This is a genomic window from Methyloceanibacter sp., assembly GCF_050728395.1.
Classification (GTDB): domain Bacteria; phylum Pseudomonadota; class Alphaproteobacteria; order Rhizobiales; family Methyloligellaceae; genus Methyloceanibacter.
Window position 1 is genome coordinate 23,248 of sequence record NZ_JBOHJB010000020.1, and the last position, 15,493, is coordinate 38,740.

At 63.6% G+C, this 15,493-nt stretch carries 21 protein-coding genes and 1 other RNA gene; 19 read left to right on the forward strand and 3 right to left on the reverse strand.

Annotated features, from left to right (window positions below):
- The first annotated feature begins 181 nt into the window (after positions 1-181).
- The 3 genes from ACREC7_RS05495 (at position 182) to ssrS (ending at position 1,063) form a co-directional block, all read left to right on the forward strand.
- Positions 182-490, forward strand: coding sequence for a DUF4164 family protein (locus ACREC7_RS05495; protein ID WP_431554687.1), 309 nt, complete (start codon positions 182-184; stop codon positions 488-490).
- A gap of 8 nt (positions 491-498) precedes the next feature.
- Complete coding sequence (locus tag ACREC7_RS05500) at positions 499-873, forward strand: cell division protein ZapA (protein ID WP_431554688.1); 375 nt, start codon at positions 499-501, stop codon at positions 871-873.
- Between the two features lie 33 nt (positions 874-906).
- A non-coding RNA gene (gene ssrS, locus ACREC7_RS05505) (6S RNA) lies at positions 907-1,063 on the forward strand.
- A gap of 47 nt (positions 1,064-1,110) precedes the next feature.
- On the opposite strand, the gene ACREC7_RS05510 is transcribed toward ssrS, so the two are convergent.
- Entirely contained in the window at positions 1,111-1,776 is a 666-nt protein-coding gene (locus ACREC7_RS05510) for a type II toxin-antitoxin system HicB family antitoxin (protein WP_431554689.1), read from the reverse strand.
- A complete protein-coding gene (locus ACREC7_RS05515; RefSeq protein ID WP_431554706.1) occupies positions 1,773-1,973 on the reverse strand; it encodes a type II toxin-antitoxin system HicA family toxin in 201 nt (66 codons plus the stop codon). Before ACREC7_RS05515 ends, ACREC7_RS05510 begins: the two co-directional genes overlap by 4 nt.
- 193 nt (positions 1,974-2,166) lie before the next feature.
- On the opposite strand from ACREC7_RS05515, the gene ACREC7_RS05520 reads away from it, so the two are divergent.
- Positions 2,167-3,006, forward strand: coding sequence for a TIGR00282 family metallophosphoesterase (locus ACREC7_RS05520; protein WP_431554690.1), 840 nt, complete (start codon positions 2,167-2,169; stop codon positions 3,004-3,006).
- Positions 3,007-3,021: 15 nt separating this feature from the next.
- Here ACREC7_RS05520 and ACREC7_RS05525 read toward each other — a convergent pair whose 3' ends face one another.
- Positions 3,022-3,270 (reverse strand): hypothetical protein, encoded by a 249-nt coding sequence (locus ACREC7_RS05525; protein WP_431554691.1) that lies wholly within the window; start codon positions 3,268-3,270, stop codon positions 3,022-3,024.
- A 180-nt stretch (positions 3,271-3,450) separates the two neighbouring features.
- On the opposite strand from ACREC7_RS05525, the gene ACREC7_RS05530 reads away from it, so the two are divergent.
- From ACREC7_RS05530 to ACREC7_RS05600, 15 genes are all read left to right on the forward strand, one after another.
- Positions 3,451-4,200, forward strand: coding sequence for a YebC/PmpR family DNA-binding transcriptional regulator (locus ACREC7_RS05530; protein ID WP_431554692.1), 750 nt, complete (start codon positions 3,451-3,453; stop codon positions 4,198-4,200).
- Between the two features lie 11 nt (positions 4,201-4,211).
- Positions 4,212-4,640, forward strand: coding sequence for a diacylglycerol kinase (locus ACREC7_RS05535; protein WP_431554693.1), 429 nt, complete (start codon positions 4,212-4,214; stop codon positions 4,638-4,640).
- Between the two features lie 17 nt (positions 4,641-4,657).
- Positions 4,658-5,497 (forward strand): glycosyltransferase family 2 protein, encoded by an 840-nt coding sequence (locus ACREC7_RS05540; RefSeq protein ID WP_431554694.1) that lies wholly within the window; start codon positions 4,658-4,660, stop codon positions 5,495-5,497.
- Positions 5,498-5,589: 92 nt separating this feature from the next.
- The gene (locus tag ACREC7_RS05545) at positions 5,590-7,572 is read left to right on the forward strand and encodes a DUF2298 domain-containing protein (protein ID WP_431554695.1); all 1,983 of its coding nucleotides are present in this window, start codon (positions 5,590-5,592) and stop codon (positions 7,570-7,572) included.
- Between the two features lie 51 nt (positions 7,573-7,623).
- A complete protein-coding gene (gene ruvC, locus ACREC7_RS05550) occupies positions 7,624-8,154 on the forward strand; it encodes a crossover junction endodeoxyribonuclease RuvC (protein ID WP_431554707.1) in 531 nt (176 codons plus the stop codon).
- A complete protein-coding gene (gene ruvA, locus ACREC7_RS05555; RefSeq protein ID WP_431554696.1) occupies positions 8,151-8,765 on the forward strand; it encodes a Holliday junction branch migration protein RuvA in 615 nt (204 codons plus the stop codon). Before ruvC ends, ruvA begins: the two co-directional genes overlap by 4 nt.
- A 213-nt stretch (positions 8,766-8,978) precedes the next feature.
- Entirely contained in the window at positions 8,979-10,022 is a 1,044-nt protein-coding gene (gene ruvB, locus ACREC7_RS05560) for a Holliday junction branch migration DNA helicase RuvB (protein WP_431554697.1), read from the forward strand.
- Positions 10,022-10,264, forward strand: coding sequence for a type II toxin-antitoxin system HicA family toxin (locus ACREC7_RS05565; protein ID WP_431554698.1), 243 nt, complete (start codon positions 10,022-10,024; stop codon positions 10,262-10,264). Before ruvB ends, ACREC7_RS05565 begins: the two co-directional genes overlap by 1 nt.
- Entirely contained in the window at positions 10,261-10,482 is a 222-nt protein-coding gene (locus ACREC7_RS05570; protein WP_431554699.1) for a type II toxin-antitoxin system HicB family antitoxin, read from the forward strand. The genes ACREC7_RS05565 and ACREC7_RS05570 overlap by 4 nt, the downstream gene beginning before the upstream one ends.
- A 63-nt stretch (positions 10,483-10,545) precedes the next feature.
- Positions 10,546-11,004, forward strand: coding sequence for a tol-pal system-associated acyl-CoA thioesterase (gene ybgC, locus ACREC7_RS05575; RefSeq protein WP_431554700.1), 459 nt, complete (start codon positions 10,546-10,548; stop codon positions 11,002-11,004).
- Between the two features lie 245 nt (positions 11,005-11,249).
- Positions 11,250-11,942 carry a protein TolQ gene (gene tolQ / locus ACREC7_RS05580; protein WP_431554701.1) on the forward strand — a complete coding sequence of 231 codons (693 nt, stop codon included), beginning with the start codon at positions 11,250-11,252 and terminating at the stop codon, positions 11,940-11,942.
- 11 nt (positions 11,943-11,953) lie between these two features.
- A complete protein-coding gene (gene tolR, locus ACREC7_RS05585; RefSeq protein WP_431554702.1) occupies positions 11,954-12,406 on the forward strand; it encodes a protein TolR in 453 nt (150 codons plus the stop codon).
- A gap of 12 nt (positions 12,407-12,418) precedes the next feature.
- Positions 12,419-13,303 carry a cell envelope integrity protein TolA gene (locus ACREC7_RS05590; protein ID WP_431554703.1) on the forward strand — a complete coding sequence of 295 codons (885 nt, stop codon included), beginning with the start codon at positions 12,419-12,421 and terminating at the stop codon, positions 13,301-13,303.
- A gap of 29 nt (positions 13,304-13,332) precedes the next feature.
- Positions 13,333-14,682 (forward strand): Tol-Pal system beta propeller repeat protein TolB, encoded by a 1,350-nt coding sequence (gene tolB / locus ACREC7_RS05595; RefSeq protein WP_431554704.1) that lies wholly within the window; start codon positions 13,333-13,335, stop codon positions 14,680-14,682.
- Positions 14,683-14,954: 272 nt separating this feature from the next.
- Positions 14,955-15,107 (forward strand): hypothetical protein, encoded by a 153-nt coding sequence (locus ACREC7_RS05600; protein ID WP_431554705.1) that lies wholly within the window; start codon positions 14,955-14,957, stop codon positions 15,105-15,107.
- Positions 15,108-15,493: the final 386 nt, after the last annotated feature.

Here is a 15,493-nt window from a genome sequence, read left to right on the forward strand (position 1 = left end):
TCAATCTCCGCCCCGGCAGACACCTGTCGGTCAACGGCGGGAGCCGGGGTAGGCAGCAACTGCATGTTGACCATTGGCGCGACGTTCACCACATTGTCACATGGTCGCCCGGTCGAGGGAGCGAAGGCCGCCACGCCGTCCAGTGCGGCGGGTCTGGTGCGGTGAGGGGACATAGCTCGTGATGGCCCAAGCTGACGCTCTGCAACAGGCTCTGGCGCGGTTCGGCGCTTCGCTCGACAGCCTCGAGCGCTTTCTGGGTCAGCTTTTCGAAGATCGGGATTCAACTGCCAAGCTCAAGGAGCAGGTTCGCTCCTTGACCGATGAGCGCAATCGGCTCGCGTCGGAGCGCGACCGGCTTGCCGCCGAGCTCGACCATGAGCGCGGCCGCGCAAGGCGGCTCGAAGACGCGAACAGCGAAGTATCGGGCCGGCTGGAAGTAGTGATGGGCACCTTGCGGGACATGGTGCCCGCCAAGGGGGCAGAATATTAGGGGGGCACATGGGACAGGTCAGCGTCACGCTCAATGGGCGCACCTATCGCCTCGAATGCGGGGAGGGGGAAGAGGCACATCTGATCGCGCTCTCCGAATATCTCGGCTCGCACATGGAAACGATGAAGCACAAATTCGGCCAGGTCGGCGACGATCGCCTGATCCTGATGGCATCTTTGATGGTCACGGATGAGCTGTGGGAGGCAAGGCGTCAGCTTCAGGAGCTGAAAGGCGCCATGGCCGAGCTTCGCCGCGACCGGTCGACGGCCGATGAGTCGTCGAAATTGCTCCGCACCGACCTTGCCGACACGATCAGCGCCGCGGCCGACCGCCTCGAGCAGCTGAGCCAGCGCTTTGCCGGCCACGCCTCGACACGGCGATAGTCTCGCCACGCGACACGAGCTATAGTCGCAATTGGCGGGCTGCGAGGTGCGTTAGGGGCACTATCCCCGGGCCCTATAAGATCCTATGGGAGCTGACCCCGTCGGGGACCGTGGTCTCCGACATTCGGCGCCCACCTACATTAGTAGGGACACCAGGGATCTACGCCCCGACGGCCATCGCGGCCTCGCTACCTTCCCCATGGGTTCAGTCATGGGGCGCAAAGTCTGGGGAGTCTGTTAGGGCGCGAAGTATATCTCGTCCCTGTAGCGAAACACACGCAGGCCTTCCGGCTTCGTCTCGACCAAGTTCCCCCGGTCGTCATGCCGCACAACGAGCCGCGCTTGATCTCCAATCGTGAAAACCACGTCGTTCCCCTGCGTCTTGATGTTTTGAACTTGCACGTCGATATAGGCTGCTGCCAGCTCATCTGCGGTAAGGGACTCCAGCGACACCTCCTCCGCTTGATCAGCCCAAAGTCTGGCGGTCAACTCGTCAATCTTGATTCCAAGCGCGTTAAAGGCGGCTTCAAGTTGATCGAGGCGAGAGGCGTGATCGAGCCGGAACAACCGGTCCACCTGCTCACGCGGCCAACGCAATCGGCGCGCGAGATCCGCCCTCGTCAGGTTGGCCTTCCTAAGACTGTGATAGAGCAGAACCTTGAGTTCGGTCTGCCAAGGCAACTGGACCTTGTAATGTCGAGCGGGGATTGTGTCGGGAGATTTCGGAATCTGTTGTTTCGCTGCGATTCGTGCTGCAATTGCCTCTTCGATCGCATTGCGCGCGTGACGAAGCGCGTCGTCCTTGCTTTCACCGAAGGTCGTGACCTCCGGAAAGTCGGGGCTGGTGACCAATAGGGTGCCATTGTCGTCCGGCTCAAGCTTAATGCGATAACGCAGGGTCATTTCTTCTTCAGTTCCTTCAGCCCGAGGTCCTTCAGTATTTTGTTCACAAGGCCAGTTCCAAGTTCCTTTTGTCCGTGCATTGGCAATTGCGAAACTCGGTCGCCACGCCGTACAGTGAGGTGCCCGCTGCCGCCCTTGTGTGTCTTGAAGGCGCAGCCGTTTTTAGCCAGGAACCTCTTGAGCTCGCTTGCTTTCATAAGCATATAGGATGTTCTACACTTCTGTGGAAGTCAACAGAAATGTGGACTCTGAGAACCCCGGTCGGCGGGTCCGTCCTCAACCGATTCGAACTCATGCTTGGTTTTTGGAATCAGGACGAAGTCTGGCAGTCCTGATGGGACTGGGCTATTGACCCTCTCGGTTGGTGCATGGCCCGGATCGGCGGCAGGTATGCGGATTCTCTTCCTCGGTGACGTGGTCGGCCGATCGGGCCGGACGGCAGTCATCGAGCAGCTGCCACGTTTGCGCGAGCGCTACGGCGCCCATTTCGTGGTGGTCAATGGCGAGAACGCTGCCGGCGGGTTCGGCATCACCGAGCAGATTCTGACCGAGCTTCTCGACGCCGGCGCCGACGCGGTGACCACCGGCAATCATGTCTGGGATCAGCGCGAGACGCTGATCTTCATCGAGCGGCACGATCGCTTGCTCCGGCCGATCAATTTTCCGCAAGGCGCGCCCGGACGCGGCGCCGGCCTGTTCAAGGCGGCGAACGGCGCCGACGTGCTCGTGATCAACGCCATGGGCCGCGTGTTCATGGGCGACCTCGACGACCCCTTCCGCGCCGTCGACCGGGAGATCGAGGCTTGCGGGCTGAAACGCGGGGCCGACGCGATCCTCATCGATTTGCATGCCGAGGCCACCTCGGAGAAGCAGGCGATGGGATATTTCGTCGACGGGCGCGCGAGCGCGCTGATCGGCACGCACACCCACGTGCCCACGGCGGATGAGCAAGTCCTCAACCGGGGCACCGCCTATATCAGCGATGTCGGCATGTGCGGCGACTACGACTCGGTGCTCGGCATGAGCAAGGAGGAGCCTCTGTCGCGCTTCCTCACCAAGATTCCGAACGGGCGGTTTCAGCCGGCGCTTGGCGAAGCCACCGTCTCGGGCGTCGGCATCGAGATCGACGACGCCACAGGCCTTGCCACCGCGATCGGGCCGATCAGGCTCGGCGGCAGGTTGTCGCCAGCCGAGCCCAAGTTTTGGGTGCGCGCCGCGTCGCCGGCCTGATCGCGCCAGCCGGTCCTAAGCGGTACGCAGCTTCTGAGAACCGATGAGGCCCATCGCCCGGCCATGGGCCGACAGGCGCTGGAGGAGAAAGATCGCCTGGTCGAGATGGGCAAGCGCACCGTCGGCGTCGACTTCTTCGCTGAACAACGCCATGCGGGCTTGCGCCACGTGCTTCGCCGCGTCGCCGCATAGCTCCGAAAGCTTTGGCGTGTGCTCAGCGCCCCCGACTATCGGCGTGGTGGACGCTTCCGTGATGCTCGACATCCTTGCCCCCCTGAAAGTGAAACCGCCCAAACCTGTGTTGTCGGGCCAACAGGGTTAAAGCTGTGTTAAGACCGCCGCTTGAGCTAGGCCGCAAGCCCGGGCGGCTATGGATTTTGCGGCCGCTCGCCCGTATAAGCGGCACCTCTATGCTTAAGGCCGGTAACCACCAGGATTGACAGAATGGCTGGCCATTCGAAGTTCAAGAACATCCAATTCCGCAAGGGCGCCCAGGACAAGAAGCGATCCAAGCTGTTCTCCAAGCTCGGCCGCGAAATCACCGCCGCGGCGAAGATGGGCATGCCAGACCCCGCCATGAACCCGCGGCTCAGGACTGCCATCGTCGCGGCGCGCGCCGTGAACATGCCAAAGGACAATATCGAGCGTGCCATCAAGAAGAGCCTGGAGGCGGGCGGGGCGAATTACGAGGAGGTGCGCTACGAGGGCTTCGGCGCCGGCGGCGTCGGGGTGATCGTCGAGGCGCTCACCGACAACCGCAACCGCACGGCAAGCGAGGTGCGCTCGATCTTCACCAAGTTCGGCGGCAATCTCGGCGAGACCGGCGCCGTCTCCTTCAATTTCGACAAGCTCGGCGCCATTGAGTTCGATGCCGCCAAGGCAACTGCGGATCAGATGCTGGAGGCGGCGATCGACGCCGGTGCCGACGACTGCGAATCGAGCGAGGAGGGCCACGTCGTCTATTGCAATCCTGATCGGCTGCATCAGGTGGCCAAGGCGCTCGAGGCGCGCTTCGGCGAGCCGCGCATCGTGCAGATCGTTTGGCGGCCGAAGTCGGAGGTGCCAATCGACGAGGAGGCAGGGCAGAAGCTGTTGCGCATGATCGACGCGCTGGAAGAGTCGGACGATGTGCAGCAAGTCTACGCCAATTTCGATGTGGCGGAGGACGTGCTGCGGCGGCTGACGGCCGCTTGACGCGCCCGCCCATGAAACCGCTGCGCCCTTCGAAGAGCACCGACTACAAGCATTCGCGCGCCCAGGCCGCGCTGCCGGGCCGCGGCGGCATCGCCCGTATCTGGGCGGCGTTGTGGAACACGGTCAGGGGCTTGCGCGAAGGCCTCGTCACCGAAGCCGCGATCAAGCAGGAAGTCGCGATCACGTTGATCGCCGTTCCGCTGTCCTTTCTCATCGCGACCAATCTGTGGATTTGGGTGGCGCTGATCGGCAGTCTGCTGTTTCTGCTCGCGGTCGAGTTTCTCAACACCGCCATCGAGCGCCTATGCAATCACGTGCAGCCGGAATTGCATGCCGCGATCCGCGTGACCAAGGATCTCGGTTCGGCGGCGGTGTTCTTCGCCATCGCGCTCGCGGCGCTGATCTGGATCGCGGCGCTCTTCGCACGATTCGGATTTTGATCGCGGGGTCGCGCGAAATGGCGGTGCCCACGATCAATTGGCAGCTCCGCCCATCCGAGCGGATCATCAGAGGCAACGAGGCGCTGCTCGAGAAGAAGCACCTCATCGTCGGCATGACCCGCATGCGCAACGAGGCGCTGCTCCTGCCCGACACGCTCGACTATCTCTCGGCCCAGGTCGATGCCATCGTCGCCTATGACGATGCGAGCACCGACGACACCGTCGACATCCTGCGCAAACATCCGAAGGTGGCGCTGATCGTCGCCAACCAATCTTGGGAGAAGGACATCGCCGCGCGGAAGCTCGCCGAGGGGAGGCATCGCGGTCTCCTGCTCGACATGGCGCGGGCCGAGCTGCCGCATGACTGGATGTTCTGTTTCGATCCCGACGAGCGCGTCACCGGAGATTTGCGGAGCTTCGTTACCGGCCTGGAGGCGGACGTTTCCGATGCGGTGCGCGTGCAATTGTTCGACGCCTATATGACGCCGGAAGACTGTGCGCCCTACGCGCCCGATCTGCCGTTGCTTCACTTCCGTCGCTTCTATGGGCCGGAGCAGAGGGACATTCTGATGCTGTGGCGGAACCGCCCGGAGATTCACTTCGCCGAAGGCCACGGGCGGACGCCAGGCGGCATGAGCAACATCAAGATCGACCTCCACTGCCAGCATTACGGCAAGTCGCTCTCGGTCGATCATTGGGAGGAAACTTGCGACTACTACATCCGCCACTTCCCGTTCGACACCTACGGAAAGAAATGGACCGAGCGCAAAGGCCAGGCCATCCACACCGAATCCGACTTCCAGCGGCCGCTCTATGAATGGGGCGATGAGCTGTTCGCCAACGCGGTCCGGATTTGACTGATTGCACAGCGACTTGACTGGACTGCCAGGCTCGTCGGAGAGAGTTCGGACTGCCGGGGCAGAAGGCTGATCGAGGATCGGCGCGGGCGATGATCGAAGCGATTTACGTCCTGGGACTTGCCGCCGCCGTCCTCGTCAACATCGCGGCGTTGACGCTGCTCGTGCTTCGCTACCTTCCATTTCCGGCGACAGCGCGCGCGACAGGTCTCCTCGGCGTTTGCCTCGCCCTCTTCTCGCTTGAGCATTTCGTCGGGCTCGGCCCTCTCTACCCTCTCTTCCTGCCGCTCACGGCGCTGTCGCTCTTGGTGATCTGGTGCGAGCGGGCGTGGCTGGCCGATGAGACGTTCAGGACGAGCGAGATCGTCTTTCTCTGCGCGCTCGTCTATGGCGCCGTGTGGCGACTGTCGTTTCCCGAGATCGTCGAGGACAACGACCGTCTCACCGATTTCCATTTCGTGTCGAACTATCTCGCCGGAACGAAACTGCCGCCGGTCGATTATTGGCTCCCTTACCAGCGGCTCGACTACTACTACACGTTCCAGCACTACAGCGCCGCGCTGCTCGGCCGCATCTTCGGCCTCGGCCCCGGCGCGAGCTTCACCTTTGCGTCGATCATCCTTCCGGCTCTCGTCCTTGGCCTCGCTTGGGAGTTCCTCACGCTTCTCCGCGTGCGGCTCGGCGGAAAGCTCCTCTCGATGGTGGCGCTCGCCATCGGCGGAACGGGGATCTCGCCGCTCCTGCATGCGATCAAGTCGGCGCCGTCCGCCGACCTTCTGAGCTATGGCTCGGCCGTCGACGCCCTGATCTTCAATTCGCGATTTCTCGGCTATTTCGACAGCTCGCTCGCGTCGTCAACCTGGCAAGCCGCTTTCGGCGACGTGCCGCATTCGGTGCGGCTGCCGATCGAGACCTTCGGCTATCAATATGCGATCGGCGGCTACCACGCAGTGCTGTCGGGCTTTCTGCTCCAATTCCTGGCGCTCACCATCATGGCGGCCATCCCGCGCTCGCCGAAAGCCGTCCGCGCCCGGCTCGAATTCGTCCTCGGGCTCACGGTGCCGCTCGCGCTCTCTTGCCACGCCTGGGTGTTTCCGCTCCAGGCGGCGATGGTCGGTGCTTGGACGCTGTGGGACCGGCGTATTTCAGGCCAGTGGCGTCTGCTCCGGATCGGTGCCGGCGCTGCCCTTGGCGTGTTTCTGCTCCTGCCCTTTCTCGCCGGCCTCGGCGCCGCAAGCGGTCACATGCAGATGGCGCTCGTCACCGGCGAGGAGCACGCGCCAATCGTCCAGTTCCTGATCGTGTGGTGGCCGTTGCTCGTGCTTGCGCTCGCCGTGCCCCTTGCCGGCCTCACGCGGTCCTTCGCCGGGTTCCTTGCCGTGCTGTTTCTCGCGCTGCTGATCGTCGCCGAATTCTTCAACGCGCCCGACGGCACTTACCGCGACGATTTCATCAGGTTCAATCCGGCGCTCAAATGGTGGGGCTGGATCTTCACCGGCGGCGTCTTCTCGATCTCCGCGGCGCTGCTTGCCGGGACGAGCCGGGTGGGCCGCATCGTGGCAGCTTCAGTGCTCGTGCTTGTCTCGGTCTTTGCCGTGGACGCCGGCCGCTATCTCGTCTTTCGCTCCCACGCCTCCGCCGGAAAGATCGACGGTACCAGCTTCTACGCGCAGGATCGCTCGAATGGCCGGATGCTTCGCTATCTCACGGACGCCCCGCCTGGGATCGTGCTGGAAAAGATCTACGACGAGTTTTCTCGCGACACCGGCATCTATGGCAGCTTCGCGCAGAAGCCCAACCTCGTCGGGCTCCCCTACGCCCTCCAAGTGTGGAAGAAGGATTTGCCGGAGCTGCCCGCCCTCGTCGCCAAGATCGAGAGCTTCTACGCCGGAACGCTCCTCGACGCGGCGCGCTTTCTCACCGATCACGACGTCCGCTACGTCGTCTGGTCCGTTCGCGAAAGCAAGGACATCGATGCCTGGAAGAGCATCATGCAGGCGGTCGATGCCGACTACCGCTGGATGGAGTTCTCCACCGCGCCAGAGACGCATATCGGCCTCTGGATCCGCCGTTGACGGCCGCGCTACGGCGTCGTCGCTGAGCCCCGGTCGTGATATCACGTGAACATGGCTGGCGAAGCGATTCGCATCATCGGCATCGACCCGGGGCTCCGGCGGACGGGGTGGGGAATCATTGATTCCGATGGGGTGAGGCTCGCCTTCGTTGCCTGCGGCTCGGTCACCTCTGACGATTGCGAAGCGCTCGGGGTCAGGCTCCGCCAGTTGTTCGATGGGCTACAGGAGGTGCTCGCCCGCCTCTCGCCGGTCGAGGCTGCCATCGAGCAGACCTTCGTCAACCGGGACGCCTCAGCCACGCTGAAGCTCGGCCAAGCCCGCGGCATCGCCATGCTGGTGCCGGCGCTTCTCGGCGTCTCAATCGCCGAATACGCGCCGAACGCCGTCAAGAAGACCGTGGTCGGCGTCGGCCATGGCGACAAGGTGCAGATCAGGGCCATGGTGGCGCGGCTCCTGCCGCGTGCCGTTCCAGACAGCACCGATGCCGCCGACGCGCTTGCCATCGCCATCACCCATGCCCATTGCCGCTCCTGGCGGAGGCTCGAGGCGGCGGTCGCCCTTGCGGCGAGGAGCGCGCCATGATCGGCAAGCTCACCGGGCGCCTCGACGAGGTCGGGCCTTCCGCGCTGATCGTCGATGTAAACGGCGTCGGCTATGAGGTGACATGCGCCGCGCGGACGCTGGTCGGCCTGCCGGCGGTCGGGGAGACCGTGACGCTCGCCATCGACACCCATATGCGCGATGATTCGATCAGATTGTATGGCTTCGCTACCGAGCACGAGCGCGCCTGGTTCAGGGCGCTGCAGACGGTACAGGGGGTCGGCGCCAAGGTGGCGCTCGCCGTGCTGGGCACGCTCGATGCCACGGACCTCGCCAATGCCGTGGCGCTACAGGACAAGGCCCAGGTCTCGCGCGCTCCTGGCGTGGGGCCAAAGGTTGCTGCCCGCATCGTCGCTGAGTTGAAAGACAAGATGCCGTCGCTGGCGCCGGCAATCAGGCCAGGCGGCGGCGTTGCCCCTGTCTCCATCCTTCCCGAGGGCGCGTCGGCGCGGGATGCCGTGTCGGCGCTGACCAATCTCGGCTATGGCCATGCCCAGGCCGCGGCGGCGGTGTCGCTCGCCGTCGGCAAGGCTGGACGCGAGGCGCGTACCGAGGAGCTCATCCGCCTCGGCCTTAGGGAGCTCGCCCAATGATTGTCGAGCTTCGCCCGAGCGCTGCGGCTTACTCTCATACCTCTCCCTTGTGGGGAGGTCGGCGCGCTGGAAGCGCACCGGGCGGGGGGATGTTCTTCAAGCTCAGGCGGACTCACCCCACCCGGCCGGCAGCAAGCTGCCGGCCACCCTCCCCATCGAGGGGAGGGAGGGGGCCTGTTGCGCCTCTCTGCAATTTGACCGGAGCGCGCTGAAATGGCCGAGCGGATGCTGGCCGCGGCGCGGCGCGACGAGGATCAGGGGGAGACATCGCTCCGCCCGCAGACCTTGAGCGAGTTCATCGGCCAGCCGAAGGTCTGCTCGAACCTCAAGGTCTTCATCGAGGCGGCGCGCGGGCGACGCGAGGCGCTCGACCATGTGCTGTTCGCGGGGCCCCCGGGCCTCGGCAAGACGACGCTCGCCCAGATCGTGGCGCGCGAGCTCGGCGTGAATTTCCGCGCGACCTCGGGGCCGGTGATCGCCAAGGCCGGAGACCTCGCTGCGCTCCTCACCAATCTCGAAGACCGCGACGTGCTGTTCATCGACGAGATCCATCGGCTCGCCCCTGCGGTCGAGGAAATCCTCTATCCGGCGATGGAGGACTTCCAGCTCGATCTCATCATCGGCGAGGGGCCGGCGGCGCGCTCCGTGCGCATCGACCTTTCCCGCTTCACGCTTATCGGCGCCACCACGCGCACCGGGCTGCTGACCACGCCGCTCAGGGAGCGCTTCGGCATTCCCATCAGGCTCGACTTTTACGGCGTGCCGGAGCTCGAGGAGATCGTGCGGCGCGGGGCGCGGCTGCTCGCTTTGCCGCTCACGCCAGAGGGCGCGCATGAGATTGCGCGGCGGGCACGCGGCACGCCGCGGGTGGCTGGGCGGCTGCTTCGCCGCGTGCGCGACTTTGCGTCCGTGGACGGCTCCGCTGCCGTCGACGCCAAGATTGCCGACCGCGCGCTCGCCCAGCTCGAAGTGGATAGCCGCGGGCTCGACGCGCTCGATCATCGCTATTTGCGCTGCATCGCCGTGAATTACGGAGGCGGTCCGGTCGGCATCGAGACCATCGCCGCGGCGCTGTCTGAGCCGCGCGACGCCATCGAGGAGATCATCGAGCCTTATCTGTTGCAGCAGGGCTTCATCGCCCGCACCCCGCGCGGCCGCGTGCTCACTCCGAGCGCCTTCACCCATCTCGGCCTGCCCGCGCCGAGTCCGTCGAGCAACGGTCAGTATGGGATGTTCGGTCAGGACCCGAACGACTAATGGTGTCCGACCTGCTGGAACGAATGCGCCGCAACCCGGCGGCCGATTGGCGCATCGAGGACGTGGAAAGGGTGTGCCGAGAACATGGCTTACTGTTTCGTGCGGGCAAAGGAACATCCCATTGTCACGCCAAACACACTCAAGCTCGCGAAATACTGACCATCCCGGCCCGAAGGCCGATCAAGCCCGTCTACATCCGCAAGCTCGTGCGCTATATAGACGCCCATGGAGATGGCTCATGAAACTCGAATACTCCGTTAGGATCGAGCGGCTGGCGGAAAGCGATGGAGGCGGCTATCTCGCCATCGTCCCCGACCTTCCCGGTTGCATGTCCGATGGCGAGACGCCTGAGCAGGCGTTGCAGAACGTCCAAGAAGCCATCGCTTCATGGATTGAGGCGGCCAAGGCGTGGAAGCAGGAGGTCCCAAAACCTTCGCCGCCCTTGGCGCGTACCGGCTGAATCAGCGGCCCACATGAACGGTGCAGCAGCATTCCCGCCTCCCCCGCAAGGGTGGAGGGGATCATGAGCCGGTGGCCGGATCTTGCCGGGCGGATCGAAGGCGAGACCCATGTTATGCCGATTCGCGTCTATTACGAGGACACCGATTTCGCCGGCCACGTCTATCACGCCAACTACCTGAAATTCTGCGAGCGCGGGCGCTCCGACTTCATCAGGCTGCTCGGCATCGACCATCAGAGCCTAGCCGCCGCCAAAATGGGCGAGCCCGGCGTTTTCGTCGTGCGTCACATCGAGATCGATTATCTGAAACCGGCGCAGGTCGATGAGGTGCTCGAAGTGGTGACGCGGTGCGCCCATATCGGCGGCGCGTCGCTGGTCCTCGCCCAGGAGGTTCGGCGCGGAGAAACCATGGTCGCCCGCGCGCGCGTCACCGTCGTGCTCGTCTCCTCCTCCGGCAAGCCGCAGCGAATTGGCGCGCTTATTCGGAGCGCGCTTGAACGGTTCGTTAACCAGCGCGCGTAAGGGTATCTGTGAACAGCCGGATTTGCCGGGCCTCGGGCGGGGGACGGGCGCGGGCCGCTAACGGTTAATGGGTCCAAGTTTAGTCACATTCGCTCGGGTAAGGTCGCGCCCTTGCAAGAGGCGGCGCTCTCTCCGGCGATGTTCGTCTTTAGCCCGAGGGCCATTGTGGCCCGGCGGGTAGCTGCCGTTTCGACCAGGCGATAAGCCCGAGAGAGACGCTTTGGAGCTCGCGCCACGAGGCCGTCATGACCCCGCCCGATGTTGCCGTCGATCTCTCCATCTGGGAGCTGTTCCGCAACGCTCACATCATCGTCAAGCTGGTGATGATCGGGCTTCTCGCCGCGTCGGTGTGGAGTTGGGCGATCATCCTCGAGAAATTCTTCCTGTTCGCCAAGACGCGGAAGGAGACCGGCAAGTTCGAGCAGGTGTTCTGGTCAGGACAGTCGCTGGTCGAGCTCTACCAGGCGCTCGGTCAGCGGCGGAACACCGGCGTGGAAGCGTTGTTCGTCGCCGGCATGCGCGAATACTCGCGTAGCACCGAGAGAAATCAAAAGTTGAGTCCCGGCATCCAGCTCAGGGTGCAGAAGGTGATGGACGTCGCTATCGGCCGCGAGGTCGAGCGTCTCGAGCGGCGGCTCACCTTCCTCGCCACCGTCGGATCGACCGCTCCGTTTGTCGGATTGTTCGGCACGGTGTGGGGAATCATGACGAGCTTTCAGGCCATCGCCGTGAGCAAGAACACCAACCTCGCGGTGGTGGCGCCAGGCATCGCCGAAGCGCTGTTCGCCACCGCGCTTGGCCTGCTCGCCGCCATCCCTGCGGTCATTTTCTATAACAAATTCAACAGCGAAGTGGCCCGCCACGCGGCACGCCTGGAAGGCTTCGCCGATGAGTTCGCGGCCATTCTCTCGCGCCAGATCGACAAGACCACGGTTTAGGAGCGGGCACGATGGGCGGCGGACTTCAAATTGGCGGAGCACTGAGCAGCAGGCGCGCACAGCGCCGCTCGGCGCGGCCGATGAGCGAGATCAACGTGACGCCGATGGTCGACATCATGCTCGTGCTCTTGATCATCTTCATGGTGACGGCGCCGCTGCTCACGGTCGGCGTGCCGATCGAGCTCCCCAAATCGGAGGCCAAGCAGCTCGAAGGCGACAAGGAGCCGCTCACCATCTCGGTCGATCCGGAGGGAAAGATCTTCCTGCAGGAGACCGAACTCCAGATTGACGAAATTGCGCCCAAACTGACGGCTATCGCGAAGAACGGGTATGACGAGCGTATTTTCGTGCGGGGCGATCGCCGGGTGAATTACGGCGTTGTCATGAGGGTGATGGGGACCATCAGCGCGGCTGGCTTCCGCCGGATCGCGCTCATCTCCGATCTCGAACAGAAGCCGCAATAGGGGACACGCTGGGTGCGCAAGAGCGTCTTCATCTCCATCGCGTTGCACCTCGCGATTCTGCTTTGGGTTCTGGTGGTGTTTCCGTCAGGCCGCGCACTCGACGCGCCGATGATCGAGGACGTTCCCATCGACATCGTCACCCCGTCGGAGTTCACCAGGATCAAGGCCGGGATGGTGGACGAGAAGGACGAGGCGCCGCTCGCGCCGAAGCCAGAGGAGCCGAAGCCGAAGGCAGTGGCGGAGAAGGAGCCGCCCAAGCCGCCGAAGGCCGAAGCCGTGCCGCCGCCGCCAGCCCCGCAGGAGAAGGCGGAAGAGAAGCCGGAGCCGAAGCCCGACAAGGTGGAGAAGCCGAAAGAGGCCGAGGCCAAGAAGGAACCTTTGCCCAAGAAGGCTGAAGCCAAGCCCGAGAAGCCGAAGGCCAAGCCGAAGCCCGCGCCTCAGGCCGAGAAAAAGCGCGACGTCAACGTCGATCGCATGGCGGCGCTGCTCAACAAGCTCCCCGATGCGGCGAGAGAGGCGCGCACCGAGGATGCGCCACAAGACACGCCGAGAAAAAAGGTGAAGGGGCAATCGAGCGGCACGCAAGTGACCATGGCGGTCAATGAGATCGACGCGCTCAGGGCCAAGATCGCGCAATGCTGGAATCCGCCGCCTGGCGGTCTCGGCGCCGATGCCATCGTCGTGAAGCTCAGGCTGCAGCTCAACGAGGACGGCAGCCTGATCGGCTATCCGTCTGTCGCCAATAGCGGCGGCTCGCCGTTCTTCCAGGCCGCCGCCGACAGCGCCGTGCGCGCGGTCTACCAGTGCCAGCCCTACGAGCTGCCGGCAGAGAAGTACGCCGTGTGGCGCGACATGATCCTCAATTTCGACCCAAGACAGATGTATGGCAGCGGTTAGCTCCGCTTTCGCATGAGCGATTCGAAACCATGACCGACCTCATTCCTCCCCCGACATTCCGACGTGCCTGCCGATTCGCTGCTTTCGTTCTCTGCGCGCTCGCTGGCCTGAGCGCCGGCTTGACACCGGCACACGCGGTGGTTGAGCTCAATATCACCCAGGGCAACATCCAACCTTTTCCGATCGCTATTCCAGACTTCGCGAGCGATGGCTCGATCGATGCCAAGGCAGCACGCGAGATCTCCGACGTGGTGTCGAACGATCTCAAATTGTCAGGCCTGTTCCTGCCGATCGATCCGGCGGCGTTTATCGAGAAGGGCCTGGACGTCGCGCGCGCGCCGCGCTTCGAGGACTGGCGGCCGATCAATGCCCAGGCGCTGGTCGTTGGCAGAATCGGCAATAGCGACGGCAAGTTACGGGCTGAGTTCCGCCTCTGGGACGTGCTCTCAGGCAAGCAGCTCGCGGGCGAGCAGTTCTTTACCCGGGCGAGGGACGCGCGCCGTGTCGGTCACATCATCGCCGACGTGATCTATGAGCGCATGACCGGCGAGAAGGGCTACTTCGACACGCGCGTGGTGTTCGTCGATGAGTCGGGACCCAAGAACAAGCGCGTCAAGCGCCTCGCCATCATGGATCAGGACGGCTACAACGTGCGGTTGCTGACCACCGGAAAGGACCTGGTGCTCACCCCGCGCTTCAGCCCGTCGACGCAAGAGATCACCTACATGTCCTTCGCCGGCGACGACCCCAAGGTCTATCTGCTCAACATCGAGACCGGGCAGAAGGAGATCGTCGGAACCTTTCCGGGTATGACGTTTTCGCCACGCTTCTCGCCCGACGGCCAGCGAATCGTCATGAGCCTCGAGCAGGCAGGTGCCGCGAACGTCTACGCCATGGACCTGCGCAGCCGGCGCACGACACAGCTCACCGACAGCCAGTCGATCAACACCTCGCCCTGTTATGCGCCGGACGGGCGCCAGATCGTGTTCGAAAGCGACCGGGACGGGTCGCAGCAGATCTACGCGATGAACGCCAACGGATCGAATCAGCACCGCATCAGCTCCGGAAGCGGCAGCTATTCGACGCCGGTCTGGTCGCCGCGCGGCGATTTGATCGCCTTCACCAAGCGGTCCGGCGGCCAATTCCTCATCGGCGTGATGAAGCCGGACGGCTCTGGCGAGCGGGTGTTGACCGAGGGATTCCACAACGAGGGGCCCACTTGGGCGCCGAATGGCAGAGTACTGATGTTTTTCAGGGAGTCGCCCGGTGCCGCGGGCGGCCCGAGGCTCTTTTCCATCGACCTCACGGGCTATAACGAGCGCCTTGTCGCCACCCCGTCCTTCGGCTCCGATCCGGCCTGGTCGCCGCTGATCAACTAGCCGAAAGTCACCCCCGGAGTGGGCACGAAAAGCGCCTCTCGTCTCGGCCTCGGTCCCAGTGTGAAACTGTTGTTATCCTTATGTTAACTATACTTGATCAGGCTCTCTCCGCCTTGTAGCTTGACCGGGCATCGGGGTTCGGATTCGGCGTGGCATTTTGGCATCAATGACCGACAAAACGGTCGCCGGACAGCAGTCCGATCTTGATCTGAAAGCGCCGCACCGGTACATGCAAAAACGGCACTTGCCGTTTAACCAAAGGAGAGAAGACCATGCAGGGTTTTAAGGGCGTTATCGTCGTCGCCACAATCGTGGCCGCCGCCGTTGCGCTGGGCGGCTGTTTCCATCATGAGAAGGCTGTAACGCAGGAGCCCCTGAAGCTCGGTTCAGCCGACGTCGTGGTCGAGCAGGTCGTTCGCGTCTAACACGCGCGCGAAAACACAAGATTTGGGGCGGAGGGGGGATCATCTTCCGCGATATGGATCTGGATGCCGGGACGTCGGAGCATAGCTGCGGCGCCCCAGGCATCCCTTCCATTTTCTAGACCACCTATTCGACAGTCGTGTTGCTCGCGCGAGCCAAGCTCCTGACAATTTCGGGGGCATAGGGGTTCGTTAAGGGTTTGCCCCTAACGATTCCTAAAAAGCGGCTAGCGGGAGCAATCAAATTATGGGGCTGAATGGTGGGGTTAACCGCGCCTGCAGGATTGCAGGCGTTCTCGCTGTGGCCATCGTCCTAGCGGCGTGTTCGCGAAGTCAGTTGCCGCCAAAGGAATATGGCGTCGGATCCGTCGATGGCGCGACGCCCGGGA